The sequence below is a fragment of the Treponema vincentii genome, from assembly GCF_010365865.1.
GTDB lineage: Bacteria > Spirochaetota > Spirochaetia > Treponematales > Treponemataceae > Treponema.
Window position 1 is genome coordinate 335217 of sequence record NZ_CP048020.1, and the last position, 23703, is coordinate 358919.

23 protein-coding genes, 2 tRNA genes and 2 pseudogenes are annotated in these 23703 nt (G+C 47.4%); 8 read left to right on the plus strand and 19 right to left on the minus strand.

The window, feature by feature from the left end:
* Window positions 1-132: 132 nt before the first annotated feature.
* The 3 genes from GWP43_RS01505 to GWP43_RS01515 all read right to left on the minus strand — a co-directional run bounded on the left by GWP43_RS01505 (window position 133) and on the right by GWP43_RS01515 (window position 4325).
* Window positions 133-573 (minus strand): GNAT family N-acetyltransferase, encoded by a 441-nt coding sequence (locus tag GWP43_RS01505; protein ID WP_162662159.1) that lies wholly within the window; start codon window positions 571-573, stop codon window positions 133-135.
* A gap of 53 nt (window positions 574-626) precedes the next feature.
* Window positions 627-2105: a C69 family dipeptidase gene (locus tag GWP43_RS01510; RefSeq protein ID WP_162662161.1), complete on the minus strand. Its 1479-nt coding sequence runs from the start codon at window positions 2103-2105 to the stop codon at window positions 627-629.
* Window positions 2106-2228: 123 nt separating this feature from the next.
* Window positions 2229-4325 carry a methyl-accepting chemotaxis protein gene (locus GWP43_RS01515; protein WP_162662163.1) on the minus strand — a complete coding sequence of 699 codons (2097 nt, stop codon included), beginning with the start codon at window positions 4323-4325 and terminating at the stop codon, window positions 2229-2231.
* A 305-nt stretch (window positions 4326-4630) separates the two neighbouring features.
* Between GWP43_RS01515 and GWP43_RS01520 the strand changes: the two genes are divergently transcribed.
* Window positions 4631-5320, plus strand: coding sequence for a hypothetical protein (locus GWP43_RS01520; RefSeq protein WP_162662165.1), 690 nt, complete (start codon window positions 4631-4633; stop codon window positions 5318-5320).
* A 66-nt stretch (window positions 5321-5386) separates the two neighbouring features.
* On the opposite strand, the gene GWP43_RS01525 is transcribed toward GWP43_RS01520, so the two are convergent.
* The 6 genes and pseudogenes from GWP43_RS01525 to fabV all read right to left on the minus strand — a co-directional run bounded on the left by GWP43_RS01525 (window position 5387) and on the right by fabV (window position 10253).
* The gene (locus GWP43_RS01525; protein WP_162662167.1) at window positions 5387-6319 is read right to left on the minus strand and encodes an acetyl-CoA carboxylase carboxyltransferase subunit alpha; all 933 of its coding nucleotides are present in this window, start codon (window positions 6317-6319) and stop codon (window positions 5387-5389) included.
* A 30-nt stretch (window positions 6320-6349) separates the two neighbouring features.
* A pseudogene (locus GWP43_RS01530) lies at window positions 6350-7106 on the minus strand (acetyl-CoA carboxylase carboxyltransferase subunit beta).
* A gap of 11 nt (window positions 7107-7117) precedes the next feature.
* Complete coding sequence (locus tag GWP43_RS14410; RefSeq protein WP_230978138.1) at window positions 7118-7486, minus strand: biotin carboxylase domain-containing protein; 369 nt, start codon at window positions 7484-7486, stop codon at window positions 7118-7120.
* A 9-nt stretch (window positions 7487-7495) separates the two neighbouring features.
* Window positions 7496-8446 (minus strand): annotated as a pseudogene (locus tag GWP43_RS01535) (ATP-binding protein); the annotation flags it as partial.
* A gap of 2 nt (window positions 8447-8448) precedes the next feature.
* Complete coding sequence (gene accB, locus GWP43_RS01540; RefSeq protein WP_162662169.1) at window positions 8449-9027, minus strand: acetyl-CoA carboxylase biotin carboxyl carrier protein; 579 nt, start codon at window positions 9025-9027, stop codon at window positions 8449-8451.
* A gap of 29 nt (window positions 9028-9056) precedes the next feature.
* Window positions 9057-10253 carry an enoyl-ACP reductase FabV gene (fabV, locus tag GWP43_RS01545; protein WP_162662171.1) on the minus strand — a complete coding sequence of 399 codons (1197 nt, stop codon included), beginning with the start codon at window positions 10251-10253 and terminating at the stop codon, window positions 9057-9059.
* Window positions 10254-10358: 105 nt separating this feature from the next.
* Here fabV and rsxC point away from each other — a divergent pair, with 105 nt between their 5' ends.
* From rsxC to era, 7 genes are all read left to right on the plus strand, one after another.
* Complete coding sequence (gene rsxC / locus GWP43_RS01550; RefSeq protein WP_162662173.1) at window positions 10359-11735, plus strand: electron transport complex subunit RsxC; 1377 nt, start codon at window positions 10359-10361, stop codon at window positions 11733-11735.
* Between the two features lie 3 nt (window positions 11736-11738).
* On the plus strand, window positions 11739-12761 hold the full coding sequence (locus GWP43_RS01555; protein ID WP_162662175.1) for an RnfABCDGE type electron transport complex subunit D: 1023 nt from the start codon (window positions 11739-11741) through the stop codon (window positions 12759-12761).
* A complete protein-coding gene (locus GWP43_RS01560; protein WP_162662176.1) occupies window positions 12758-13336 on the plus strand; it encodes an RnfABCDGE type electron transport complex subunit G in 579 nt (192 codons plus the stop codon). Before GWP43_RS01555 ends, GWP43_RS01560 begins: the two co-directional genes overlap by 4 nt.
* Before the next feature lie 13 nt (window positions 13337-13349).
* Window positions 13350-14183 carry an electron transport complex subunit RsxE gene (rsxE, locus tag GWP43_RS01565; RefSeq protein WP_162662178.1) on the plus strand — a complete coding sequence of 278 codons (834 nt, stop codon included), beginning with the start codon at window positions 13350-13352 and terminating at the stop codon, window positions 14181-14183.
* A complete protein-coding gene (locus GWP43_RS01570; protein ID WP_162662180.1) occupies window positions 14170-14742 on the plus strand; it encodes an electron transport complex protein RnfA in 573 nt (190 codons plus the stop codon). Before rsxE ends, GWP43_RS01570 begins: the two co-directional genes overlap by 14 nt.
* A gap of 18 nt (window positions 14743-14760) precedes the next feature.
* Window positions 14761-15603, plus strand: coding sequence for an RnfABCDGE type electron transport complex subunit B (locus GWP43_RS01575; protein WP_162662182.1), 843 nt, complete (start codon window positions 14761-14763; stop codon window positions 15601-15603).
* Between the two features lie 92 nt (window positions 15604-15695).
* Window positions 15696-16583, plus strand: a complete 888-nt coding sequence (gene era, locus GWP43_RS01580; protein WP_162664707.1) for a GTPase Era — start codon at window positions 15696-15698, stop codon at window positions 16581-16583.
* Between the two features lie 163 nt (window positions 16584-16746).
* Here era and GWP43_RS01585 read toward each other — a convergent pair whose 3' ends face one another.
* The 10 genes from GWP43_RS01585 to GWP43_RS01630 all read right to left on the minus strand — a co-directional run bounded on the left by GWP43_RS01585 (window position 16747) and on the right by GWP43_RS01630 (window position 23585).
* Window positions 16747-17544: a metal ABC transporter permease gene (locus GWP43_RS01585; RefSeq protein WP_162662184.1), complete on the minus strand. Its 798-nt coding sequence runs from the start codon at window positions 17542-17544 to the stop codon at window positions 16747-16749.
* A 108-nt stretch (window positions 17545-17652) separates the two neighbouring features.
* Window positions 17653-18852: a knotted carbamoyltransferase YgeW gene (gene ygeW / locus GWP43_RS01590; RefSeq protein ID WP_162662186.1), complete on the minus strand. Its 1200-nt coding sequence runs from the start codon at window positions 18850-18852 to the stop codon at window positions 17653-17655.
* 55 nt (window positions 18853-18907) lie between these two features.
* The gene (locus tag GWP43_RS01595) at window positions 18908-20254 is read right to left on the minus strand and encodes a YgeY family selenium metabolism-linked hydrolase (protein ID WP_162662188.1); all 1347 of its coding nucleotides are present in this window, start codon (window positions 20252-20254) and stop codon (window positions 18908-18910) included.
* 394 nt (window positions 20255-20648) lie between these two features.
* Window positions 20649-20722, minus strand: a tRNA-Val gene (locus GWP43_RS01600).
* Between the two features lie 205 nt (window positions 20723-20927).
* Entirely contained in the window at window positions 20928-21686 is a 759-nt protein-coding gene (locus GWP43_RS15155) for a TPM domain-containing protein (RefSeq protein ID WP_162662190.1), read from the minus strand.
* A 16-nt stretch (window positions 21687-21702) separates the two neighbouring features.
* Entirely contained in the window at window positions 21703-22365 is a 663-nt protein-coding gene (locus tag GWP43_RS01610; RefSeq protein ID WP_162662192.1) for a regulatory protein RecX, read from the minus strand.
* Entirely contained in the window at window positions 22319-22708 is a 390-nt protein-coding gene (rpsI, locus tag GWP43_RS01615) for a 30S ribosomal protein S9 (protein WP_044017141.1), read from the minus strand. The genes GWP43_RS01610 and rpsI overlap by 47 nt, the downstream gene beginning before the upstream one ends.
* A gap of 17 nt (window positions 22709-22725) precedes the next feature.
* Window positions 22726-23154 carry a 50S ribosomal protein L13 gene (gene rplM, locus GWP43_RS01620; RefSeq protein WP_162662194.1) on the minus strand — a complete coding sequence of 143 codons (429 nt, stop codon included), beginning with the start codon at window positions 23152-23154 and terminating at the stop codon, window positions 22726-22728.
* An 88-nt stretch (window positions 23155-23242) separates the two neighbouring features.
* Complete coding sequence (locus GWP43_RS01625) at window positions 23243-23491, minus strand: hypothetical protein (RefSeq protein WP_162662195.1); 249 nt, start codon at window positions 23489-23491, stop codon at window positions 23243-23245.
* 20 nt (window positions 23492-23511) lie between these two features.
* Window positions 23512-23585, minus strand: a tRNA-Arg gene (locus GWP43_RS01630).
* Window positions 23586-23703 lie beyond the last annotated feature (118 nt).

Consider the following 23703-nt stretch of genomic DNA (forward strand, 5'->3'; position numbering starts at 1 on the left):
TTTTTGTTTGCGCCTTGTATCTACTCGCTCTATTTGTGTCTAAGATATTTCGCAAAAGGGTTGAAAAAACAGGTTTTTCGATAAAAAGGAAATACCCTTATACCGCTAAAAAACTGTCCCAAAGATATCAAGCTAGGTGTCTATTCTTTTTAATTCTGTCAGTGCTTTATTGCGATAAACTAAATCGTTTCTAACGGAAAAGCCTTCGTTTTCCCAAAAGGCATTACCATCTTTATTTTTAGTGAATACAACTAACGCGGTTTTGTGAATACCAATATGTTTTAAAGCATTCAGCACCGTGGAGATCAATTGGGAAGCAACCCTTTGTCTCCGCCATTTCGGATGTACAGCAGTATGGTATATGTAACCTCGCCTTCCGTCATTTCCTGCTAATATTGCGCCGATAATATCTTTTTCATTTTCCGCAACAAAACATGTTTCCGGATTGCGCTTCAAGAAACGAGCAATACCTTCTTTTGAGTCGTCTAAATCGTTCAAGCCCATTCCCGCACACGACATCCATAAAGCATATACCGCTTCATAGTCGGATACAAGCATAGTACGTATATTCATTGGTTGTTTCCAATTTCCGGCAGTTTAGCGGCTAAACTGCCGGAAGACATTATTTATTTTTCTTTTGCTACAGACGGTTCAAAAGCTTTTTTAGGAGTTCTGCCTTCGTTCTGTGCGGCAAAACCTACCAGTTCCGGGTATATTTTCTGTGCTTTTTCAAACACATCGGCTGCTTGGTCGTTTCCTAATTTGGTTGCATATTTTGCTGCGGCGGATTCACCTTTTTTGGTATAGAGCCGTGCAATTTCAGCATCTTTGCCTTTCTGCTCTTTAATCAGCTTTTGCTCATACGCTTTCCAATAGCTGCGGACATTCTTTCCGTACATATCCCTGTTTAAAGCTGAAAAGACATTGATAGTCCGCATCAGCCAATAAAACGAATCAGGCGTATACATTTTGTTGTCGACTTTATACGCAGCGTAGGTGTCCGTAATGTTGCCATAGAAGGGCAGATACACCGAATGTTCCGCATTTGCCATTGCCATCCACATCACACCGCCGACAGCTTTCGGTAATGTGTCTTTCATCTGAATGATATGGCACTCCATAGAAGTCGGTGTACCGATTGCGCGAACTCCTGCGTTTTCCGGTAAATTTGCATTTTTGTCGGTATCTTCATAGCGGTAGCGCTGCAATTCCATTACATCTTCAAGCGCGATTTTCTTGTCAGCCTTTCTCCACAAAGAGAATAGCTTCGTGTCATACGCAACCTTAGCGGATGGTGAGAGTTTGTTTTGTCCTCCCCAAAGCCGTACACGGTTGTAGTCGCTCATTTCTTCTCCATAAGTAAGTCCCGCATGGAATTTACCGTCAACTTCTTTATAAAAGCCTTTCGACTTAGGCAAATTGATTAAATCTTTTGATGCGATAACATCTTTACTTGTCGTATCGACATAACCGAGTAAGAAGCAATTAGGTACTACCGCATACATATCATCCGGAACCTTAACCGCTGCATACTGATGGCCGGTATAAATTTCCATGTACCAGCTTTCTTTATCGTCTGCGATAAACAGAATATTTCCTTCCGCTGAACCATACGTATCTACAATCTTTGCAATCCGTTCAACGCCTTCCCGGGCTGTCGTAATATACGGTAACACAACCGTTGTCATGGACGCTTCCGAAAGTCCGTTTTCAACCAGCGGGTCAGCTGCTTCTGCAGCTTTCCCCGGAGATGCCGAAACGGTTGCGCTCATCGCAACGCCGTACTCGTTAAAACCGACTTCGTCGTAGATGCCTTCGGACTGTTCGGCATCGCAAATAGCGGTATACCGATAGCTCTCTTTCGGCAATTCAATTTTAAAGCCGATTGAGTCGGTAAACTGTACCGGCTTCCTGTTTTTCTGATGCGGATATACCTTAAAGGTTTTGTTATGGGCGCCACTCAAATCTTCCGTACGCGCAATAATGCGAAAGCCGTCGGCTGTTGCATCCTTTCCTGCAACAAACCCCGTACAGCCGAAAGCATTGGACATTCCTGCCCATACGCCGGCCGCGGCAACCAATAAAAACAGACACATTTTTTTCATAATGTACTCCCTGTTAAAAATAATCCGATAAACACTACCGAATATAAATATGAAAAGGATTATATCATGCAGTATGAGACTTGTCAAAAATTATTCTTTTTATCGAAACAAGAAAAGTCTTCCCTAATTGGTTTTAAACTTACTCACCTCCGCCGCCAGATTTTCAATACTCCGCTTATTCTTTTGCGTAATTTCACTTACTTCCTGCACGGCATTGTTAATCTGCACTGCGCCCGCTGCCATTTCGTTCATACTATCGGTAATGATACGGGTGAGGTCATCGAGCTTGCTCATTTCCTCCGCAACACTCTCTCCGCCCTTCAGCATTTCGTCAGACCCTGCCTGTACTTCCGTTGTTACCATATTGATATTCTTAATGGCGATTAGTACTTCTTTGCTACCGTTTTCTTGTTCCCTCATTGATTCGGTTAGACGGGCGCTCATATCCTTAACTTGTTCTGCAAGCATAAAGATTGCGTTGAACTTTTCTTCTACCGTTTTGGAAGAGGCAGAAAGCATTGCGATTTCGCCGGAGAGGGTCTTGAGCGTTGCAGTGATCGTCTTTCCTTGCGTTGCAGAATCTTCGGCGAGCTTACGGATTTCGTCCGCAACGACGGCAAATCCCTTGCCGGCTTCTCCCGCATGAGCAGCCTCGATCGCGGCATTCATCGCCAATAGATTTGTCTGAGATGCAATATGCTGAATGACGCTCGACGCTTCCAGAAGCGAACCGGATTCTTCGGCAATCTTCTGTGTTACAGTATTGGAATTTACGAGTGTTGCTTTGCCGTCGCCGGTTGCCAGGGTAAGACTCTTGATTGCCTCGTCGGTTCTACCGAGCGTTTGCCCGATGGAGGCAATGTTGGCAACCATCTCTTCTACGGATGATGAGGATTGCGCGACACTCGCTGCCTGGGTTTCGATACCGATATTTAACTGCTTAATAGTACGGACAATTTCTTCGACAGTTGCAGCAGTTTCGGTAACGCTTGCCGCCTGAGTCATTGTCTGCTGCTTTACTCCTTCGATATTTGCACTGATTTCATTTACGGCACTCGCCGTTTCGGTCATGTTGGAGGCAAGTTCATTTCCAATTTCTTCCATTGCAGCACTGTTTGCACCGACCGCTTGTATCGAAGCACTGATTTTTGCGATTGTTTCGTTAAAGTATACAGATAAATCCGTTACTTCATCATTACCGATTAACGGCAACCGCACCGTTAGGTCTCCCTCTCCTTGGGCAATATTTTTTAGAGCATTGACAGCGGTCTGTACCGGCTTAACCATTGTGCGGGCGACAAAATAAACAATCGTAAGCGCAACAACTAAAATGATAACGCCAAGCGTATATAATGACCGGCGCAGTGTGCTGACCGTTCCCATAAATTCATTATACGGCGCCGATATAATTACCGTCCATCCGGTTGTCTTTATCTTTGCAAAAGATGCGATTTCCGGTTCGTTCTCCCAATAAAAAAATCCGGTAGAGGGTTCTTTCTCCGTCATGGCTCGCTGTTCGAAAGAGGCAATGGTAGAATATGCAGGATCCGTTTTAGCTCGTTCGATACTGCTGCCTTGGCTTTTTACAATTTCAATATCGGTATCGGCAATAGTAATGCCGGTAAGGCCGATGATGTAGCAACTCCCCGATTCCCCAACAATAATATCACTGATAGTGTCGGAGAGCCATTCGGCCTGCGCCGCCGCCCCAAGCACTCCAACTATCTGATGATTATTATCATAAATAGGAACCGAAAAGGTAATGATCATTTGATCGTTCGTGCGTGAAAAATACGGTTCGGTTATAAAAGATTTTCCCTGCATACCGGCTTGCACCCAATTCCTGTCGCTCGCTGCGATTTTTCGACCGTCGAGGGAATATAAATTTCCATCCATATCGGTAATGGCGGCATCGCGCAGTACATCATTGTAGGCAACTTCTCTTTTTAAAAATGCGGTTTTTTCGCGGTAGGACAACGTTTCATCTCTAAACATCGGCATCCGCGCAATTCCTTCAAGAAATTGAATGAAAGACGTAAGGCGCCCGTCAATAATCTCCGCTACGTCGGTTGCTTTATCGGTAAGATGTGCCTCAATTTTTTCACTTACTGCCGTACGAGCAATTTTAGTTGCTAAAAGGCCTTCAGTAATCCCCGCCGCTGCGATTAATATACCGAAAATCAGAATAAGCTTATAACGAATTGAAAACCGTTTTTTCATCGTATACCTCCCGCCAAATGCGCACTAAATTGTATGGAATACTGTATATCATATTTTATCTCTTTTGTAATAGTATACGAATTCAGTTTTATGCCTCAATTCATCTCTGAAATATTCGGATATCTTTTAGACCCTTACTGGCTTCTTAATACTTAAGAGAAAATTAATTTCCGTGGCATATTATGAATTACTTTACTTTTAGTAGAAAATTCAGTATGCTGTGTTTCGATATTTCAATGTTGTATGCTGCAAACATTTGCAAGGCGTACGGGAATATCCGAAATTTTCTTTTAGGAGGAAGGAATATGAAAAAATTCGCTTTCGTATTATCGGTTCTTTTTTTGACAAGTGCTCTTTCGTTTGCTTCCGGTGCTGCCGATTCCAATGCTGCAGCCGATGTCAAAATCGACTTTAGAATGAACATTGCCAAACAAGATTATGAGTCCAATTATTTTAATTGGACGCTTGGGAAAGAAGCAACTGTGCAGGACAAATTCGATGCTGTTTCGGGTGCAAGTTTGAAAGGTTCCACAAGAGCATTTAATGCCGTCCGCTATGCAGGTAATGCTGCAGATAAAAAAGCGGCGCTTCCGTCAGCACTGCGCAGTCTGTTTTTGTTCCCTCTTGCCGATTGGAAATTCGTCGAGGGATACGGACTTCAAATAACGAATACCGACGGTGCTCTTACGATACGGTTTGCCCGCAAAACGACTGCATATGAATTAACAACCGACAATCAGGGTAATTTTAACCTGCTTACCGGAGCAAAAATTGCAAAAGATATTGCGGAAAAAACCGATACCGGTTTTGCAATTAAGCCCGAATATCTCAAAGAGGGCGGGGATCCCACAAAGATGTCCGATTTGGATTGGAACAAGATACCGCTGAAAAACGACACTTTTGCTCCCGATGCCGCTTATCATTATGAAGGGACGCTCAAATTTGCGTTGAAAGATAACATTTTAACGGTGAACGGTGCATTAAATCGTAAATAAGTGACGGGTGTCTGAATAATCGAAAAAAAGAGCCTCTCTAAGCATTGTGCTTGAGAGGCTCTTTTTTTACTCCGAGTAAAGACCGATGGCGTGTATCTTTTTGCGGCGATACCGTACCAAGACTTTGGGATCACGTTTGCAGAGATCGGCTAAGTCATGCAGAATTTGCGCGCGTATTTTATCCGCTGCTTTTTGCGGATCGGTATGAGCACCGTCTACCGGCTCTTCAATAACCCCGTTAATCAGTTTAAGCCCGAGTACCTCACGGCTGGTAATTTTCAGCATTGCGGCGGCATCCTTCGCCTTGCTTGAGTCTCGCAATAAGATAGACGCACAGCCTTCCGGCGAGATAACCGAGAAAATTGCATTTTCCAGCATGTACACCTTATCACCGACTCCGATACCGAGCGCACCACCTGAACCACCTTCCCCAATGACAAAGCAGATAACAGGCGTCTTGACGCGACTCAACTCACGTAAGTTTACCGCGATAGCTTCGGCGATACCGCGCTCCTCCGAACCAAGTCCGGGATAGGCGCCTTGTGTGTCAACAAAGGTAATAATCGGGCGGTGGAATTTTTCCGCCTGTTTGATGAGCCTGAGTGCTTTGCGGTAACCTTCGGGATTCGCCATGCCGCCGTTCCGGTCGATGGTTTCCCGCAAGTTCCGCCCTTTCTGGTTGCCGATAACCGTTACCGGTATTCCGTTGATAAAGGCGATACCACCTATCAGTGCAGGATCGTCGCCGAAGCAGCGGTCGCCGTGCAGTTCGATAAAGCTATCAAAGACCATATCGATATAGTCGAGGGCACGCGGTCGATCGTTATTCCGTGCAAGCTCGATCTTCCTCCATACTTGGGAAATTGCAGAGCTTGCTTGCAGCTTTTCATTTATTGTTTTGAGTTCTTTGGTGATGTCGAGCCCGTATTTGTCGGCAATATCACGCAAACTCGACAGGATTTCGCTTTGGTCGGTCAGTTGTTCGTTTCCTTTATCCATATTACTTCCTTCCCTTGCCGAACGGCGGATTCATGTGTGTGCGTCAATCATCACGGCAAAAAAGTGTTTTTGCTCTATGCGCGGCACAATACAGTCAACAAAACCTTTTTTAAGCTGGAATTCAGCGCGTTGAAATCCCTCCGGCAGCTGCTGGTGGATGGTGCCTTCGATAACGCGCGGCCCGGCAAATCCGATAAGAGCATTGGGTTCCGCCGCGATAACATCGCCTAGCATCGCAAAACTTGCCGTGACACCGCCCGTCGTGGGGTCGCAGAGCATCAGGAAGAGGGGGGACGCCCTTGTCATCAAGTTCCGCCGCCGCGCTTGAGGTTTTCGCCATCTGCATCAGCGAGAAAAGCCCTTCCTGCATACGCGCGCCGCCCGATGTTGCGTAGATAATTACCGGTATCCGTTCCGCTGCGCCTTTCAGCATAAGCCGGGAAATTTTCTCCCCGACAACGGATCCCATCGAACCGCCGAGAAAGTCGAACGACATAACACCCAACAGCGCATCTCTACCTTCAATCTTGCATTTACCGGTAACGACAGCCTCATTCATCGAGGTTTTTGCCTCCGCAGCGGAAACTTTTTCTTCATATCCCGCCATCTGAATGGGATTCATTGTCCGTAAGGTAGGATCCAGCTCTTCAAACGTATCTTTATCGGCAATATAGGCAATCCGGTCGGGCACATCCATCCGCATGTGGCAGCCGCAGTCGGGACATACCATCAAGTGTTTTAAAAGCGTTTCCCGTTCATATTGTTTTTTACAATGAGGACATTCCATTATCTCTTTCCTTATTTATCTCCAGTAGTGAATAACTGCGCGTACAAACTTGTGCCGAAAGTACCCGATTGGAACTGAGCCGACCGTAAAATAGTTTTTTGCTCTTCAATATTGGTTTGGATACCTTCGATATGCAGCTCATCCAGTGCACACAGCAGCTTTTTAATAGTCTGTGCCCGATCCGCCCCATGCACAATCAGCTTGGCAGTCATCGAATCATAGAAAGGCACTACCTTGTACCCTTGATATAAAAATCCATCGAAACGGACACCATTTCCGCCGGGTATCCGTAGATTTGTAATCAGCCCGGGTGTACGTGCATTGATACGAGCTTCGATTGCCCAACCCTTTATCGGCACTACACCGTCAGGGAGCGTCATCTTGCCGCCCGTACACACAGAAATCTGTTCACGGATAATGTCGGTACCGGTTACCATCTCGGAAACGGGATGCTCAACCTGTACGCGCGCATTAACTTCCATAAAATAAAACTGATCACCGGAGACGAGAAATTCGATGGTACCCGCTCCGCAATACTTGAGCGAAGAAAAAAAAGCTTTTGCGCACCCGCGCACATTGCATCATACATTGCATCGCTCACCGCCTGCGAAGGGCTTTCTTCTATCAGTTTTTTGGTGATTCCGCTGTACCGAGCAGTCCCGCTCACCGAGAATTGCAACACCGCCTGTACCGTCGCCGATAACCTGCAACTCGACATGTCGCGGGTCGCTCAGGTATTTTTCGATATAAACTGTGCCGTCGGCAAAATTCGCTTCTGCTTCTGAAGATGCGATGGAAAGGTTTTCAGCTAAGTCGGCTTCCTTCCAAACGATGCGCATACCCTTCCCGCCGCCGCCTGAGGCTGCTTTGATAATAACCGGATAGCCGCATTCCTTCGCGGTTTCCGCAGCTTGTTCTTTGGTTGTAATCGCACCCTTAGAGCCGGGAGTAATCGGGAGTCCGCTTTTTTGTGCGGTCTCGCGAGCTCTCACCTTATCGCCGAGCATTTCGATAGTGTCGGGCTTGGAGCCAATCCAGAACATACCGGCTTTTTCTACCTCCCGTGCAAAACCTGCGTTTTCGGAGAGAAAGCCGACGCCCGGATGTACGGCATCGCAGCCGGTGCATAGTGCAGCAGTTATGAGCGTATCTTTATTCAAATAGCTTTTAGCCGACGGCGCAGGCCCGATGCACACTGCACGATCCGCTAACTGCACATGCAGGCATTCTTTGTCGGCGGTGGAATAAACAGCGACGGTTTCGATGTCCATTTCCCGACAGGCGCGGATAACGCGAACGGCAATTTCGCCGCGGTTCGCAATCAGCATTTTCCGTATCATACTTAAATCCTGATTGTAAAGAGCGGCTGATCAAACTCAACCAAATCACCATTTGCTGCAAGGATCTCTTCAACAGTACCGTCGTATTCGCACTCAAGGGTGTTCATCATCTTCATCGCTTCGAGGATGCAGAGCGGCTGTCCCTTTGAAACCTTGGATCCCTTGTCTACATACGCGGGAGCATCAGGAGACGGAGATCGGTAGAATGAGCCGACAATAGGGCTTTTCACCGTAACGAGATTTGCGTCAGTGCCGGGGGTAACCGCCGCGGCTGTAGTCGGTATACCTGCTGTTGCCCCCATTGCGTTTGCGTGCCCCTGTGTACCTGCTGCAGAAGCTGTTCCGCCGTTTGCAGGAAGGCTTTGCATACCGGTGCCCATCGCTGCATATCCGTTTGTATCAGTTCCGGCGATCGGCTGCATCGGCGCAGTGCGCAGTGTATACGGCACGGCCGCCTGTGTATTCTGATACGCAGCTTCTTTTTTAAGCGTTAGCTCCGCTTCTCCTTCCTTTATATGGAGCAGTACAGCCGAGCTCTTTTCAAACTTGTCAAAGACATTCAAAATAAATTTTTCGTTCATATTCTTACTCTGTTACTCTGTGTCAGCCTTTATATCCGGTCGAACCGGTCAATCTCGGCATCGTAATCGATACCGGCAATATCAAATCCGTTAATCGCCAAAAAGTCATGCCGATATTCATCGACATCGGTACGCTCGCGGCTGGTCTCGTCGGTAACGGTTGCCATAATCTCTGCAACGGCAGACTGTACCGATTCGTCTAACTCCCAGTCGTCGATACGGATACGGTGTTCGCTGTCCGTCGGAATAACACCGTCTGTCGTGTACAAGCGGCTGTCAAAGAGACGGTTTATCTGCTCGATACAGCCTTCGTGCGTGCCCTTTTCCTTCATCACTTTGAAAAGACTTGCCAAATACAGCGGAATAACCGGAATAACGGCGCTTGCACGGGTTACCAGACCCTTGTTGACCGACACAAATGCCTGACCTTTTAAGGCCGCAAGCTTTGTGTTCAGCGCATGGGCGGTAGCTTCCAAGTGTTCCTTTGCCTTACCGATGGTTCCCTTGCGATACAGTGCTTGCGTGGCTTCCGGCTCGATATAGGAATACGCAACCGTAATGCACCCTTGCGCCAATAGATTAGCGGCACCGAGCTTTTCTATCCAACGCTGCCAATCCTCACCACCCATAACTTTTACGGTAGCGAAGGCTTCTTCGTCGGTTGCCGGTTCCGCAGTAATTTCCGTCAAAGCACCGGTAAACGGGTCGAGGGTTTTACCGGTAAACGGCTTTCCGAAGGGCTTGAGTGCCGAGCGATAAGTAACACCGGTCTCCGGATCGGTACGCACGGAGCTTGCCACGCTGTAGATGATCAAGTCGAACTTTATACCCAGTTTTTTTGCTTCATCGATAACCTGTGTTTTAATAGCATCGGAAAACGCATCTCCGTCGATGGTAACGGATACCAGCCCTGCTTCTTTTGCCGCGGTATCAACGGCTAAGTTGTTATACCAGCCGGGTGTTCCCCACTTCTTTTCGCTACCGGCTTTTTCATACGATACGCCGATGGTTGTCGCACCGTACCCGAAAGCTGCCGTAATGCGGCTCGCCAATCCGTATCCACCTGAACAGCCGACTATCAGCACATTTTTCGGTACCGCGGTTCCTGCCGGGTGAGATTTTGCCCGCTTTTTTGTATACGCGATTTGATCTTCAACTGCTTTTTTACATCCTTGAGGATGCGCGTTTAAACAGATATTGCTCCTCAACATTGGTTTCATACTCATTTCTCTTTACTCCTTACTATATTAGTTGTTTATAATGCATGATTACGCCATAATTGGCAATAGCTTTTTCTTGACTGAATATATGATGTTTTATATAATAGAAGAATGAGTACTAAATCATTTAAAGGGGGGTGTCATCCTCCCGAGCGGAAAGCGATTTCCGCAGAATCCGAAGTCTTGGCTGTCATGCCGTCGACAAAGATGGTGTGGATTCCGGTTACCCAAGGCGGTGCTCCGAATACTCCGTTGGTAAAGGTTGGCGATACGGTTGTACGAGGTCAAAAAATAGCGGAAACGGACAAGTTTATGTCTGCGCCTGTACATGCCTCGATCTCCGGTACCGTAAAAAAAATAGAACCTCATCTCGTTACAGGTAATACGGACGCACTTTGTATCGCAATTCAAGCAAGCGAGGAACCTTCCGAAGCTTTTATGGAACCGCTTGATCCTTTTACCTGCACAAAAGAAGATGCCATTAAGCGTATCCGTGAGGCCGGCATCACCGGTATGGGGGGTGCTTCTTTCCCTGTGCATGTCAAATTGAGTCCTCCTAAAGATGCGAAAATCGATTACATTTTAGGCAATGCAGCGGAATGTGAGCCGTATCTGTGTACCGATGCCGCTACGATGTATCATTCCGCTGAAACGATTATAGACGGAATGGCGATTATCATGCACATCACCGGAGCCGACAAGGGAATTATTGCGCTTGAGGATAACAAAACGCACTTGGTTCCGGTGTTCGAAAAAGCGATTGCGAAGATAAAAGCAAACCCTGTCGGCCCGGGCGCCTACGACATTTCCGTTGAATTATGCAAAACAAAGTATCCGCAGGGCGGAGAAAAAAATCTGACTTCCGCAGTTGTCGGCAGAGAAATTCCTTCCGGCGGGCTTCCGTTCCAGATCGGCTGTATTGTTCAAAACGTCGGCACGATGAAAGCGATTTCCGATGCATTCCGTAAAGGTATCCCGCTTATAGATCGCCCGCTTACACTCTCGGGTGGCGCTTGCGAAAATCCTGTGAACGTAATTGCTCCGATCGGTACCTGCATCGGAGACCTCATCCCTGATGTCATCCGCTTAAAACCCGGTGTTACTAAAATCATTTCAGGCGGCTCGATGATGGGCTTTGCGATGAAAAACGCGGATTTCCCCGTACAGAAGAATACGTCCGGTGTTCTTTTCTTAACAAGGGAAGAAGTCAACCTTGATGAAGAAAGCCCCTGTATCGGATGTGGAAAATGCGTAACTCATTGCAGCTGCCAACTGTCTCCCGTTCTGATGATCCGCGCATTAAAAGCGAATAAGCTGGATGAAGCCGTTCGCTGCGGGTTGATGGACTGCGTTGAGTGCGGCATTTGTTCTTATGTGTGTCCGGCGCGTATAAAGCTCGTCCAACGGTTCAAGGTAGGAAAGCAGCTTTTACGTGAAGCAAAACAAAAAGAGGCCGCAAAAGCAGCCGCTGCGCAAGGAGGAAAATAGACTATGGCTGATACAGATAAGAACGAAATTTATCTTTCCCCCGCGCCTCATATCGCGAGCCCCGTAACCACCAGAAAATTGATGATACACGTACTGATTGCGCTTGCTCCGCTTGCGCTGTACGGTATTTATCTGTATGGAGTTCCGGCGCTCATCCGTATTATTGTTTCCGTAGGCGTTGCAGTCGGTGCCGAAGCCGCATTTCGAAAAGCGATGGGTAAGGACATCCGCATAAAGGATTGTTCTGCTGCCGTAACCGGTTTGCTGTTGGCGCTTGTTTTGCCGCCGCTTATTCCGATCTGGATTGTGGTGGTTTCCGCAATTTTTGCCATCGTCGTAGCAAAAGAATTTTTCGGCGGACTCGGCGCCAATCCTTTTAACCCGGCGCTGGTAGGTCGCGCCTTTGCGTTTGTCAGTTTTTCACGCTTGATGACTTCGTGGGTTGCTCCTCATCACGGCTTTGACGCGGTGAGTACGGCGACGCCGCTTTCGTACCTTAAAATGTCGGAAGGTGGGATTTCCACCGCAGCCGCAATCGCGGAGAAGATGGGCTTATCTTCCTCAAGCGATGTATATCTTAAACTCTTTTTAGGCGATCACGGAGGCTGTATCGGTGAATCAAGTGCGGTGCTCATCCTCATCGGTTTTGTCTACTTGCTGGTTACCCATGTTATTGAATGGCAGATTCCCGTTTCTATGGTGCTAACAGCTGTAGCGGTAACCGCGCTTGCGGGTATCGATCCGCTGCTCACGCTGCTAAGCGGCGGTTTGCTGTTCGGCGCCGTCTTTATGGCTACCGACTATGCAACCTCTCCCGTAACCTTTAAAGGACAGATCATTTTCGGCGCGGGCTGCGGCTTAATTACCGCTTTGATGCGGCTCTTTGCCGGAATGCCGGAAGGCGTTATGTACAGCATTTTGATTATGAATTCGGTTGTTACGTTCTTAAATAAACTGATTCAAAAGAAATACGGATATGTGAAGCCCGTTAAGGTTGCAAAACCGGCCAAGGAGGGCGCAAAATGAAACAGATGATGAAATTATCCGTTACGTTGGCGCTGTATACCGTTGTAGCATGTCTTGCGCTTGCGGCGGTTAATATGCTGACCTCTCCCCGTATCCTCGCGGCAAAAGAGGCCAAAACAAAGTTGGCGCTTCAAGCAATTTTCCCCGATGCGGATTCATTCCGTCCCGTTACCGAAGGAATGCCGAAATCGGTTGATAAAATCGCGTTCGGCGATACCTACCTTGCCTTCAACGGAGATAAACCTGTCGGAATTATCGTAACGGTCAGCGGTCATACGTATGATCAGGCGACTATCCTTATCGGTATCGATACGGAAGAAAAACTAAGGATGATTCAGTTTTTATCTTTAACCGACTCACCCGGTATCGGAACAAAGGCGAAGGACGAACCGTTCATCGGGCAGTTCCGCAATAAACCGACTACCGATGCCTTTGCGCTGGGAAGTGATGTTCAAGCGATTGCCGGCGCTACGATTACCTCTACGGCTGTTACCCGCATGGTAAAAATTGCCGTCGATGCCGCTTCTTCATATATGAGCAGTCAAGGACTTGGCGGCTCCGGCAGCGGAAACTAAGAGGAGAACGGTTATGAAAGAGTATGTACGTATTTTTACAAACGGGTTGGTGAAAGAAAATCCCCTCATCATGCTGATGATTGGACTTTGTTCCGCGCTCGCCATTACCACTTCCGTTGCAAACGGTATTGGAATGGGGCTCGCAATGACTTTCGTTATTGTGTTGAGCGAGATGATTATCAGTATGTTCCGAAAGTTTATTCCGAATGATATCCGCATTCCTATCTTTATTATTGTTATCGCATCGTTTACCACTATCGTAGACCTTTTGATGCAGGCGTTTTTACCGGAGCTCTCCGAATCGATGGGTATTTTTATTAAACTCATCGTTGTAAACTGTATCATTATGGGACGTGTCGAATCGTTTGCTTCAAAGGAATCTCCTTTAAAAGCGATGGCGGATGCATTGGGCATGGGGATGGGTTTTACGTGGGTGCTGGTCGTTATGTCTGCCATCCGTGAGCTTTTGGGTACCGGTACCGTGCTCGGTGTGCGCTTGTTGCCGGATGACTACCTTATTAAGTTCTTTGCAAACTCTCCCGGCGGCTTTTTTGTATTCGGTGTGATGATTGCCTTAACGTATTTGGTACAAGATCAGCGGAAGCAGCGGAAAATACGGAAAGCAGCCGCGTTAAAAGAAGCGGCGCTGAAAGAGGCTGCCGCATTACGGGAAGCTGAGCTGGCGAAAGAAGCTGCGCTCAAGGCGGAGGCTGCACAAAAAGAAGCCGCGTTAAAGGCTGAAGCGGAAAAACAAGCCGCCGCACCTGCGACCCAATCTGAGGCTGGTGCCGAACCCGCGGCCGTTGCAGCGCCTGCAAAGGAGGGAACTGAAAATGGAACTGTTTAAGATTTTTCTCGCTGCGGTATTCGTTAAGAATATCGTTTTTATCCGCTTCCTTGCACTGTGTTCGTTTATCGGTATGACCTCCGATGTGAAAAAATCCACCGGTATGGGATGGGCGGTTCTCTTTGTTACGGTTATCGCAACGGCTGCAACGTATCCGCTCTATAAATTGGTTCTTGCTCCATATCATCTCGGCTTTTTGCAGACACTGCTCTTTATCTTGGTTATTGCGAGTTTGGTTCAGTTGGTCGAGTTCTACTTAAAGAAGTCGGCGCCTGCTCTGTATTCGGCGATGGGGGTGTACTTACCGCTGATTACCACGAACTGTGCCATTCTTGCGGTTACGCTCGATGTTATCGCTGCCGACTATACCTTTATTCAGTCGATGGTATACTCAATCGGTGTCGCAATCAGCTATATGTTGGCGATGGTTTTGTTTGCCGGTTTGCGCGAGCGTATCGACATTGCCCCGATACCTAAGTACCTCAAAGGTACTCCTATCCTGTTTATCGCTGCCGCCCTGTTATCGTTGGCATTCGGCGGTTTTGCAGGCATGATTTAGAGGAGTGTAAAAAAGAGTATGCAAATAATTATTTTAACGCTTATCGTTTCGCTGATTTTATCGTTAGCGATAGGCTTTTTATTAGGCTTTTTTAAAAAGCTGTTTTATGTAGCACCTGATGAAACGGTTGCGAAAATCCGTGAGGTGCTTCCCGGTGCAAACTGCGGTGCGTGCGGTTTTCCGGGCTGTGACGGTTTTGCGGCTGCGGTTGCAAGCGGCAATGCGCCGGTAAACGGCTGTTCCGTCGGTGCCGGTCCCGTTGCGGCGAAAGTCGGTGCGATTATGGGCGTTTCGGCAAATGCCGATGCAAAAGTCGCAGTTCTGCTTTGCCAAGGTTCGCACGATGTCTGCAAAGAAAAGGCGGATTATGTCGGCGTTAAAACATGTCGCGCCGCAAAGATTTCAGTCAACGGACTGCGGGAATGCGATTGGGGCTGTATCGGCCTCGGCGACTGCGAAATGGCCTGTCCGTTTGATGCCATCCATGTTGAAGCGGACGGTATTCCTCATGTCGATTATGAAAAATGTACCGGCTGCGCAGTATGTGTTGCGGCCTGTCCTCAGCATATTTTGACCACGGTACCTACCTCGCGGAAAGGTTCCATTGCGCTTTGTTCATGCAGAAATCCGAAAAAAGCAGTTATCATGAAAAACTGCAAGCGCGGCTGTATCAAGTGTATGAAGTGCGAAAAGAACTGCCCAACCGGTGCGATCAAAGTTATTAACGGTATTCCGGAAGTGAATTACGAGCTCTGCGATTCCTGCGGTATCTGTATAAAGGGCTGCCCGACAAAGGTGCTCGCTTTAGTAGAAGATAAGATTGCAGTGCTGTCGCCCTGCAGCGCGTGCGAAGCGTGTTAATTTGTGCGAGATATTTAAATTACGGCTTACCGGCATGTTTAATGAATGCTCGGTAATATCGAGCAGGATTGGTAAATATGCCGGATAAAAAGATGCGGAGCGGCGTTGTCTGTATTATCGGACGCCCCTCCGCCGGAAAGTCAACATTTCTAAATAGTGTTTGCGGTGAAACGGTATCGATTGTTTCCGCGCTGCCGCAGACGACGCGCAGCTCCGTCCGCGGTATCCTTACGGCGGAGCTGGGGCAGATTATCTTTCTTGATACGCCCGGTTATCATATCAGTGAAAAAAAAATAAACCGCCGTATGCAGCTCATTGCGGAAAACCGTCTCCAAGAGGCGGATGCTATCTTGTATCTTATCGATGCAGCGCGTCCGTTCGGCGAAGAAGAGCTGGCTATCTGCGCATTGCTGAAAAATAAACAAGACCGCTTGATTGTCGGTATTAATAAAATCGACAGTCCAGCCGCGGGTCCGGGGCAAACCCGCCTGAGTGTGATGCAGGCCTTACCCGATTTACCGCAAGAGCGGATATTTGAGCTGTCTGCGCAGGAAAAAACGGGACTAGAGCCCGTGCTTGCCGCACTGTTTTCCCTTTTGCCGGAAGGTGAACTTTTGTATCCCGAAGACTTTTATACCGACCAGCCGGTGGATTTCCGTATTGCCGAAATTATCCGCGGACAGGCAATCAGCCGCCTCTACGAAGAAATCCCCCATGCGCTGTATGTTGATATTCAGGATATGGAGATGAAAAAGAACGGAAAGGAGCTTTTTGTCCGTGCCTTTCTGTGCGTAGAACGAGACAGTCAAAAGGCGATGGTTATCGGGAAAGGCGCGGCGATGATTAAAGCAATCAGGGTGGAATCCCAAAAAGAGCTGCGTAAAATTTTTCCGTATCGAGTACAGCTTGATTTACAGGTGCGCGTCGATAAAAATTGGCGCCAAAAAGACCGGGTGCTGCAATCCGTATTGCAGGAATAGTACCACTTTTGAAAATATACGACGCATCAGGCGCTCTTTCCGTAAGCTTTTTGAAAATAGACGCTGCAGATACGAGGCACGAGCACAAATTAATCGCAGGCGTATCTTTGATACGTTGAGAATTAATTTGTGCGCAGTAACGAAGTAGATGCACCGTATATTTTCAAAAAGGACTTCGAAGCTTTTTGCATATCAATACCAGCAACAGCATAAAAACCGAAATCAGTGCGGTAAAGCCGCCGGGGGCGACGTTTAAATAGTACGAGCAGACAAGTCCGAGCATAATGTCCGCGATCCCGAAACAGATTGAAAAAAACACCGTCCGCTTAAAGCCTACGTGCAGCTGGAGTGCGGCCGCAACCGGCAGGGCAATCATCGAACTTAATACGAGAATTCCTACTATCTTGATGGATACGGCAATTGTCGCCGCTACTAAAATCGAAAAAATATAGTTGATTGTCTTTACACGGATACCGGTGACATACGCGATGTCTTCATCAAGGGTTATATACAGCAGCTTATGATACAGAACGGCCAATACGGCAACGGCAAAAAAGCTCAATACGATAACGGTGATAACGTCGGAGGTTGAAACCGTTAAGATGCTTCCGAACAAATAGGCTTCGGCATTGGTGCGTATCAACCCCGAACTCATCAAGGTGATGGCAATACCGACACTGAGCGAAAGGACGATGGAAAGGATGAGATCGCTGTATTCTTTAAAATAGTTGCGCAGCGCTTCGATGAGTGCGCCTGCCGCAGAGGTAAAGGTAAAGGCTCCGATGATGGGATTGACACCGGTAACCAGCCCAAGCGTAATCCCCGTCAGCGATGCGTGTGCAAGGGTGTCTCCGATAAGCGAGTACCGCCGTAAAACAAGGAAAATACCGATTAACGGGCAAAGAATACCGATAAAGAACGACACAATAAAGGCATTCTGCATAAAAGCGTATTTCAACATAGCGGTTATATTATCAAATTTTACGGATAAGGGCTATCGGGGATTAAGGAGCCGGATACACAACCAAAGCTGCGCATCCTCGGCTCCTTAACGGTTTATTCTTAACTATTATAGTCCGGTGTGGCGGAGTGTTGCCCGCTTTTCCAGTTCTTCAAGCGTAAGCTGTGGATAGCGTACTTTTGCAAGGAAGATCATTGCGGCGATGATATACGGCTTAAAGCTTGCCTGCTTATAGAGCGGCACGCGGTAGCGGTCGAACACAGAACCGGCAACTTCACCTTCTTTGCAGCTGACACCGGTGATATCCGCCGGTAAGCAGTGCAGATAGAGCGCTTTACCGTCTTTGGTCAGCTTCATCATATCTTCGGTGCATTCCCAATCCTTGTGCTTAGCATTTTGAGCAAGCAGCTCTTTTTCGAGCGCTTTGATACCGTCAAAATCGCCTGCGCCGTAGAGGTTCGTCCGTTTTTCCATTGCGGTAAAGGGCGCCCAGCTCTTAGGATACACGATATCGGCATCTTTAAACGCTTCTTTCATGCTGTTGGTCTTGGTAAAGGAACCGCCCGATGCCTTTGCCTGTTTTCTCGCGACTTCTTCAACCTCAGGCATTACTTCATATCCTTCCGGATGTGCAAGTACAACGTCCATTCCCAAGCGGGAGAACAGACCGATTGCGCCCTGCGGAACGGAAAGCGGCTTGCCGTAAGAGGGTGAATATGCCCATGTCATCGCGATTTTCTTACCCTTGAGGTTTTCCAGCCCACCGAACTCGTGGATGATATGGAGGGTATCCGCCATAATCTGAGTGGGGTGGTCGATATCGCACTGCAAGTTAACGAGGGTCGGGCGCTGTTCGAGCACACCGTCTTTATTGCCTTCGGCAACCGCATTCATAAAAGTGTGCATGTAAGTATTGCCCTTACCGATGTACATATCGTCGCGGATACCGATAACGTCTGCCATGAACGAAACCATATTAGCGGTTTCACGGACAGTTTCTCCGTGGGCAATTTGAGACTTGCCTTCGTCCAAATCCTGTACTTCCAAACCGAGCAGGTTACACGCAGAGGCAAAGCTAAACCGTGTGCGGGTTGAGTTGTCGCGGAACAGCGAAATGCCGAGACCGCTTTCAAAAATCTTTGTAGAAATGTTTGATTCCCGCAAGGTGCGCAGCGCATCGGCTACCGTCCATGTTGCAAGAATTTCATCGAAGGTCTTTTCCCATGTAAGGAAAAAATCATTGTTGTACATTTTCTTAAAGCTCAAGCTATTGAGCTTTGTAATGTACGGATCCATAATCAAGGCCATAATTACTCCTAATACTATAGAGCATCTCTAAAACTCGAAGTTCCGGAGACTCCTTTTATAACTTTTCAACGTATATGGACGGCAGTGCGGCATATACGGCAGCGCAGGTTACCAAGTCCTGTTTCCACGTAATTTCGTTCGGGGCATGAGCCTGTGCTTCCGCGCCCGGGCCGAAACCGATACAGGGAACTTTATTCCGTCCCATGATGGAAACGCCGTTTGTAGAGAATGTCCACTTGTCAACGAGCGGGCGTGCTTCGCGCATAGCAAGCTGATCTTTCGGGCCGATACGCTTATCGCCGTATAAATTGTTATACGATTCGATCATCGAACGGGCAACAACATGTTCTTTCGGCAATACCCATGTGGGGAAGAAGCATTCGATCGGGTATTGTTCTCCCGTCCACGACGGCCGGTCGTAGTTGTACATCGAGACCGTTACATCTTTTCCGTATTTTTTGACGGCGGGAAGCTGGCGGATTTCTTCCAAGCATGATTCCCATGTTTCTCCGGCTGTCATACGGCGGTCGAGCGAAACGGAGCAGGAGTCCGCAACGGCGCAGCGGCTCGGGCTGGTATAGAAAATTTCGGAAACGGTAACGGTTCCGCGTCCGAGGAAGTTTGCTTCTTCCCATTCCTTGTTGTATTTTTTATCCAGCATTTTGACGAGGCCTTTAATTTCGGTGCCGTCAGCCGCATCGTTTTCATTCAACTTGCGTACTTCCTGCAAAATGTCGGACATCTTGTAGATTGCGTTATCGCCGCGCTCCGGTGCGGAACCGTGGCAGGAAACACCTTTAACATCGATGCGGATTTCCATGCGTCCGCGGTGTCCGCGGTAGATACCGCCGTCAGTCGGTTCGGTAGAAACAACAAAGTCGGGCTTGCAGAGTTTTTCATAACCGGGAACTTTGACGTCTTTTTTCAGGATATACTCCCAGCACATACCGTCGCAGTCTTCTTCCTGTACGGAGCCGACTACCATCGCGGTGTATTTATCGTTGAGAAGACCTAAGTCCTTCATCATCTTACAGGCATACATTGCAGAGACAACGCCGCCGGTTTGATCGGAAACCCCGCGTCCGCCGATGAATATGTCATCTTCAAATCCTTCGTAGGGGTCGAACTTCCAGTTGCTGCGGTTACCGATACCGACCGTATCGATATGGCCGTCAAAACAGACAATGTGTGGGCCGGTGCCCATCCATCCCATTACGTTACCGAGCGGATCGATCCATGTTTTGTTAAATCCGAGCTCGTCCATTTCCTTTTGGATGCGCTTTGCTTTTTCCCCTTCATGACTACTTTCACTGGGAAGGCGGATGATTTCGCGCAGAAAGGCGGTCATATCGGCCTTATATCCTTCTGCAGCAGCTTTAATCTTATTAAAATCCAAACTCATGCTTCCTCCTCTATCGTTTTTTCGAGCATTTTGCTCGATGCGATATTGATATAAACCGGGCTTCCGTAAAAATATATTTAACATATTTATAGAAGGAACCTTAGGTTATTTTAATTATAGAATTGAAAAATCCCTCTGTCAAGCATAATCTTCTAAAAATTTTTTAGACATGCTAATTCTTTTTTAGCATTGTAAAGAAGTCAACTGTTAGGTGATTTTGGCAATCTAGAGGAACAATGAACATTGATGGGGCAAAAGAGAGGAGGGGAGAGCAGAATTAAGTGGAGTGCTATCTTTTGTATGAAACGGGCAAACGCATAAAGGAAATCGATGGAATAAAAGTATGAATTTCGGTATTTTTGGGTTAAGTCTATATACAGCAAGGAATAAACTATGGGCGCTGACGGGATCGAACCGCCGACATTTTGGGTGTAAACCAAACGCTCGTACCAGCTGAGCTAAGCGCCCTAATAACAGAAAGGACTATATATAAACCGGATAAAAATGTCAAGCAGGGCACAGAGCTTTGTCGGGAATTCTTCATTATAAATATTTCAAGGGTTGAACAGCCCCAATGATCCTGCGAGGTTATCGATGTTAGTTAACAGGTACCTCATTCTATCCACGGGGTTGACTTAATGCCCCGGTGCGGTAACGTGCAATAACGGCAATGTTACCACGAGCCGGAAGAACCGCCGCCGCCAAAGTAGCCCCCTCCTCCGCTGAAACCGCCGCCAAAGCCCCCACTACCGAACCCTCCGCCGCGTCCCGAATAACCGCCTCTTCGTCCTGACGAAAGGAACAGCAACGGCCAGAATAAACCGCCGGGCATAAAACGGGAACCGAACAGAAAGATAATAATCAGAAAAATGACGAGTGGCAGCGGAATAGAATCGTCATTCTGCCGGCCGGCTTCTTTTACAGTCTCACTAATGAGGCTTTCGTCTTGAAGTGCAAGTCCAGCGAGGTTTTTAACCCCTAACAAGACGCCTTTTCCGTATTCCTGCTGTTTAAAGTAAGGTGCGATGATCGAACGGATAATCCTGCTGCTTTGTGCATCGGTGATGCGATCTTCGAGGCCGTATCCCACTTCGATACGCAGCTTACGGTCTTGGACTGCAATTATTAAGATAACGCCGCTGTCCTTGCCTTTTTGCCCAATCTGCCATTTTTCCGCGACACGGATGGAATAATCTTCAAGACTTTCGCCTTCCAACGAAGGAATGGTCAATACCGCTATCTGTAAATCGCTTTGGCGATCAATACTATATAAATATGCATTTAATTCCTGTGTTTCGCTTGCTGTGAATATATGTGCGTAATCGTTGACCGGACCGTTCAGGGGCGGAACGTCAAGCGCAAACAGAAAGACGCTTTGCACACAAAGACAGGCAATAATGATAAACCGAAAAGAATATTTTGAAAATTTCATAGCGTCCCCTTTAGTTTTATGATGCGGCGGAGGAAAGGCGTGTAAGACATCGTTTGATCATAGAGAATGGGAACCCTTTCCGTTGGAGGGCGCTGTAGAGCTTTTGCTCGGTATAGCCCTTACGGATAAGGCTTCGTGCTGCTCCTTCGCATACTTCTGCTTCGTCAATCTCTGTAAAAAAATCATTGAGCGCTTGCTTTGCCGTGTCTGCGGCTACTCCACGTTTACGCAGTTCGGAAAAGAGACGCGCACACCCCTCTTTTTTTGAAAGGCTCCTCGTATGTAAATATGCACCGGCAAAGCGGGAGTCGTCAAGCGTACCTTCGTCACGTAAATAATCCAACGCAGGCTGATATTCGTTTTTTATATAGCCTTTTTTTTGCAATTTGACTGTCAGTTGATAAGAGGAATGTTCGGCACGGTTAAGATAGGCGGCAGCTTGTTTTTCAGCTAAGAAACGCCGACCTGCTTGATAGAGATGTTCTGTTTGGGATTCTGTAAGGATGAGCGGGAGATCATCTATCGCAAGCGGTTCATCAAAGTAACAAAACCGGCTTACGATAGAAACATCCCCGGAGAGTACCAGTTTGACGGTATCCGAGGATGTATGCTCCACCGCAATAAGGGTAGGATTAACGCTTGCTGAACTGGAAGCGTCGGCGAGCACCGCGTTGGCCATACTTTTTACGTTCAACCATTCTGGAATCGCGAGTTAATAAGCCATTCGCTTTAAGTGAGCTGTGGTTAGAGGCATCTACCTGTGCAAGCGCACGGGCAATACCGTGTGAACAAGCGCCTGCCTGTCCGTTTAAACCGCCGCCATATACGGTAATGATGATATCATAGCGGGTATCGCTGCCGGTAACAAACAAAGGCCGTTTTGCCATTTGAACCTGCTCGGGAGTGGCAAAGTAGTCGTCCATATTCTTATTGTTGACGGTTACCGAACCTTTTCCTTCGCGGATATAAACCCGTGCTACCGAGGTCTTTCTTCGTCCTGTTCCTATTCCGATATTTTTCACAACCATTTCTCCTAAAATTATAACGCTACCGCAACAGGATTTTGTGCCGCATGCGGATGTTCGCTACCTGCATAAATTTTTACATTTTTAAGCAGTTTACGTCCGAGTGATCCTTTGGGTAACATACCTTTTACCGCGATATACAACGGTTCGGTCGGTTTTTTGCCGATAAGGGTATTGAAATTGACGGACTTGAGTCCTCCGGGAAACCCTGTGTGGTGGTGATACATCTTATCCTTGTCTTTATTCCCCGTAACAGCAACTTTATCGGCATTGATAACGATAATATAATCGCCCGATTCCTGATGAGGTGCGTAGAGAGCCTTGTGTTTCCCTCGAGCCATTGCAGCAACTTTTGCTGCAACCCGTCCGAGTGGCTTTCCTGCAGCGTCGATAACATACCAGCTCCGTGGTATTTCGCGCTCTTTATAAAAAATTGTTTTCATTTTCCGTGTACCTTATATGTTTTTATTGCAGATAATGTGGGTAAAACACTATATCAAAAAAGTAGTTATACAGTCAACCGGTAGAAGTTTATTCGGTTTTATTTTCCCCTGCGTTCATTGCAGCCTCTTCTTTTTTTGCGTCCTGTTTGTCTTTGATATCCGCAATTCCGATGAATACAGCAATTAGTCCGACAAAGGCTGTAAAAATCGGTAGACCGCCGCGCAAAAAGAGTAGAATATCCTTTCCCCAGCCAAGCCCAAAACCGGCTGTCTCCGGCGGAAGCGCTGCAAAGACTGTAAAGAGAATCATGGCTGCCCCGATAATAAGCGCAATCATACCAACCTCCTATTAAAGTATGACCCGTACACGATTCGAACGTGCGACCTGCTGCTTAGGAGGCAACCGCTCTATCCACCTGAGCTAACGGATCAAAAGATTATGCTGCTTAGATCGGCATATCAGCTATGCTCTTTAAACAGCCTACATCTTAGTGAGTATAAAAAAAAAAACGGCTTTTTACAAGCCCTCGCATTATCTCTTTTTCTCCG

Coding starts and splice junctions, on each gene's coding strand:
- GWP43_RS01525 (WP_162662167.1), bottom strand. CDS start 6,319: ATGGATAAAGGAAACGAACAACTGACCGACCAAAGCGAAATCCTGTCG.
- GWP43_RS01585 (WP_162662184.1), bottom strand. CDS start 17,544: ATGTTGAAATACGCTTTTATGCAGAATGCCTTTATTGTGTCGTTCTTT.
- fabV (WP_162662171.1), bottom strand. CDS start 10,253: ATGAGTATGAAACCAATGTTGAGGAGCAATATCTGTTTAAACGCGCAT.
- GWP43_RS01575 (WP_162662182.1), top strand. CDS start 14,761: ATGCAAATAATTATTTTAACGCTTATCGTTTCGCTGATTTTATCGTTA.
- era (WP_162664707.1), top strand. CDS start 15,696: ATGCGGAGCGGCGTTGTCTGTATTATCGGACGCCCCTCCGCCGGAAAG.
- rsxE (WP_162662178.1), top strand. CDS start 13,350: ATGAAAGAGTATGTACGTATTTTTACAAACGGGTTGGTGAAAGAAAAT.
- GWP43_RS01555 (WP_162662175.1), top strand. CDS start 11,739: ATGGCTGATACAGATAAGAACGAAATTTATCTTTCCCCCGCGCCTCAT.
- GWP43_RS14410 (WP_230978138.1), bottom strand. CDS start 7,486: ATGACGCTCCCTGACGGTGTAGTGCCGATAAAGGGTTGGGCAATCGAA.
- GWP43_RS01570 (WP_162662180.1), top strand. CDS start 14,170: ATGGAACTGTTTAAGATTTTTCTCGCTGCGGTATTCGTTAAGAATATC.
- GWP43_RS01560 (WP_162662176.1), top strand. CDS start 12,758: ATGAAACAGATGATGAAATTATCCGTTACGTTGGCGCTGTATACCGTT.
- GWP43_RS01520 (WP_162662165.1), top strand. CDS start 4,631: ATGAAAAAATTCGCTTTCGTATTATCGGTTCTTTTTTTGACAAGTGCT.
- GWP43_RS01625 (WP_162662195.1), bottom strand. CDS start 23,491: ATGATTGCGCTTATTATCGGGGCAGCCATGATTCTCTTTACAGTCTTT.
- rsxC (WP_162662173.1), top strand. CDS start 10,359: ATGAGTACTAAATCATTTAAAGGGGGGTGTCATCCTCCCGAGCGGAAA.
- GWP43_RS01595 (WP_162662188.1), bottom strand. CDS start 20,254: ATGAGTTTGGATTTTAATAAGATTAAAGCTGCTGCAGAAGGATATAAG.
- accB (WP_162662169.1), bottom strand. CDS start 9,027: ATGAACGAAAAATTTATTTTGAATGTCTTTGACAAGTTTGAAAAGAGC.
- GWP43_RS01610 (WP_162662192.1), bottom strand. CDS start 22,365: ATGGCCAACGCGGTGCTCGCCGACGCTTCCAGTTCAGCAAGCGTTAAT.
- GWP43_RS15155 (WP_162662190.1), bottom strand. CDS start 21,686: ATGAAATTTTCAAAATATTCTTTTCGGTTTATCATTATTGCCTGTCTT.
- ygeW (WP_162662186.1), bottom strand. CDS start 18,852: ATGGCCTTGATTATGGATCCGTACATTACAAAGCTCAATAGCTTGAGC.
- GWP43_RS01515 (WP_162662163.1), bottom strand. CDS start 4,325: ATGAAAAAACGGTTTTCAATTCGTTATAAGCTTATTCTGATTTTCGGT.
- rplM (WP_162662194.1), bottom strand. CDS start 23,154: ATGAAAACAATTTTTTATAAAGAGCGCGAAATACCACGGAGCTGGTAT.
- GWP43_RS01510 (WP_162662161.1), bottom strand. CDS start 2,105: ATGAAAAAAATGTGTCTGTTTTTATTGGTTGCCGCGGCCGGCGTATGG.
- GWP43_RS01505 (WP_162662159.1), bottom strand. CDS start 573: ATGAATATACGTACTATGCTTGTATCCGACTATGAAGCGGTATATGCT.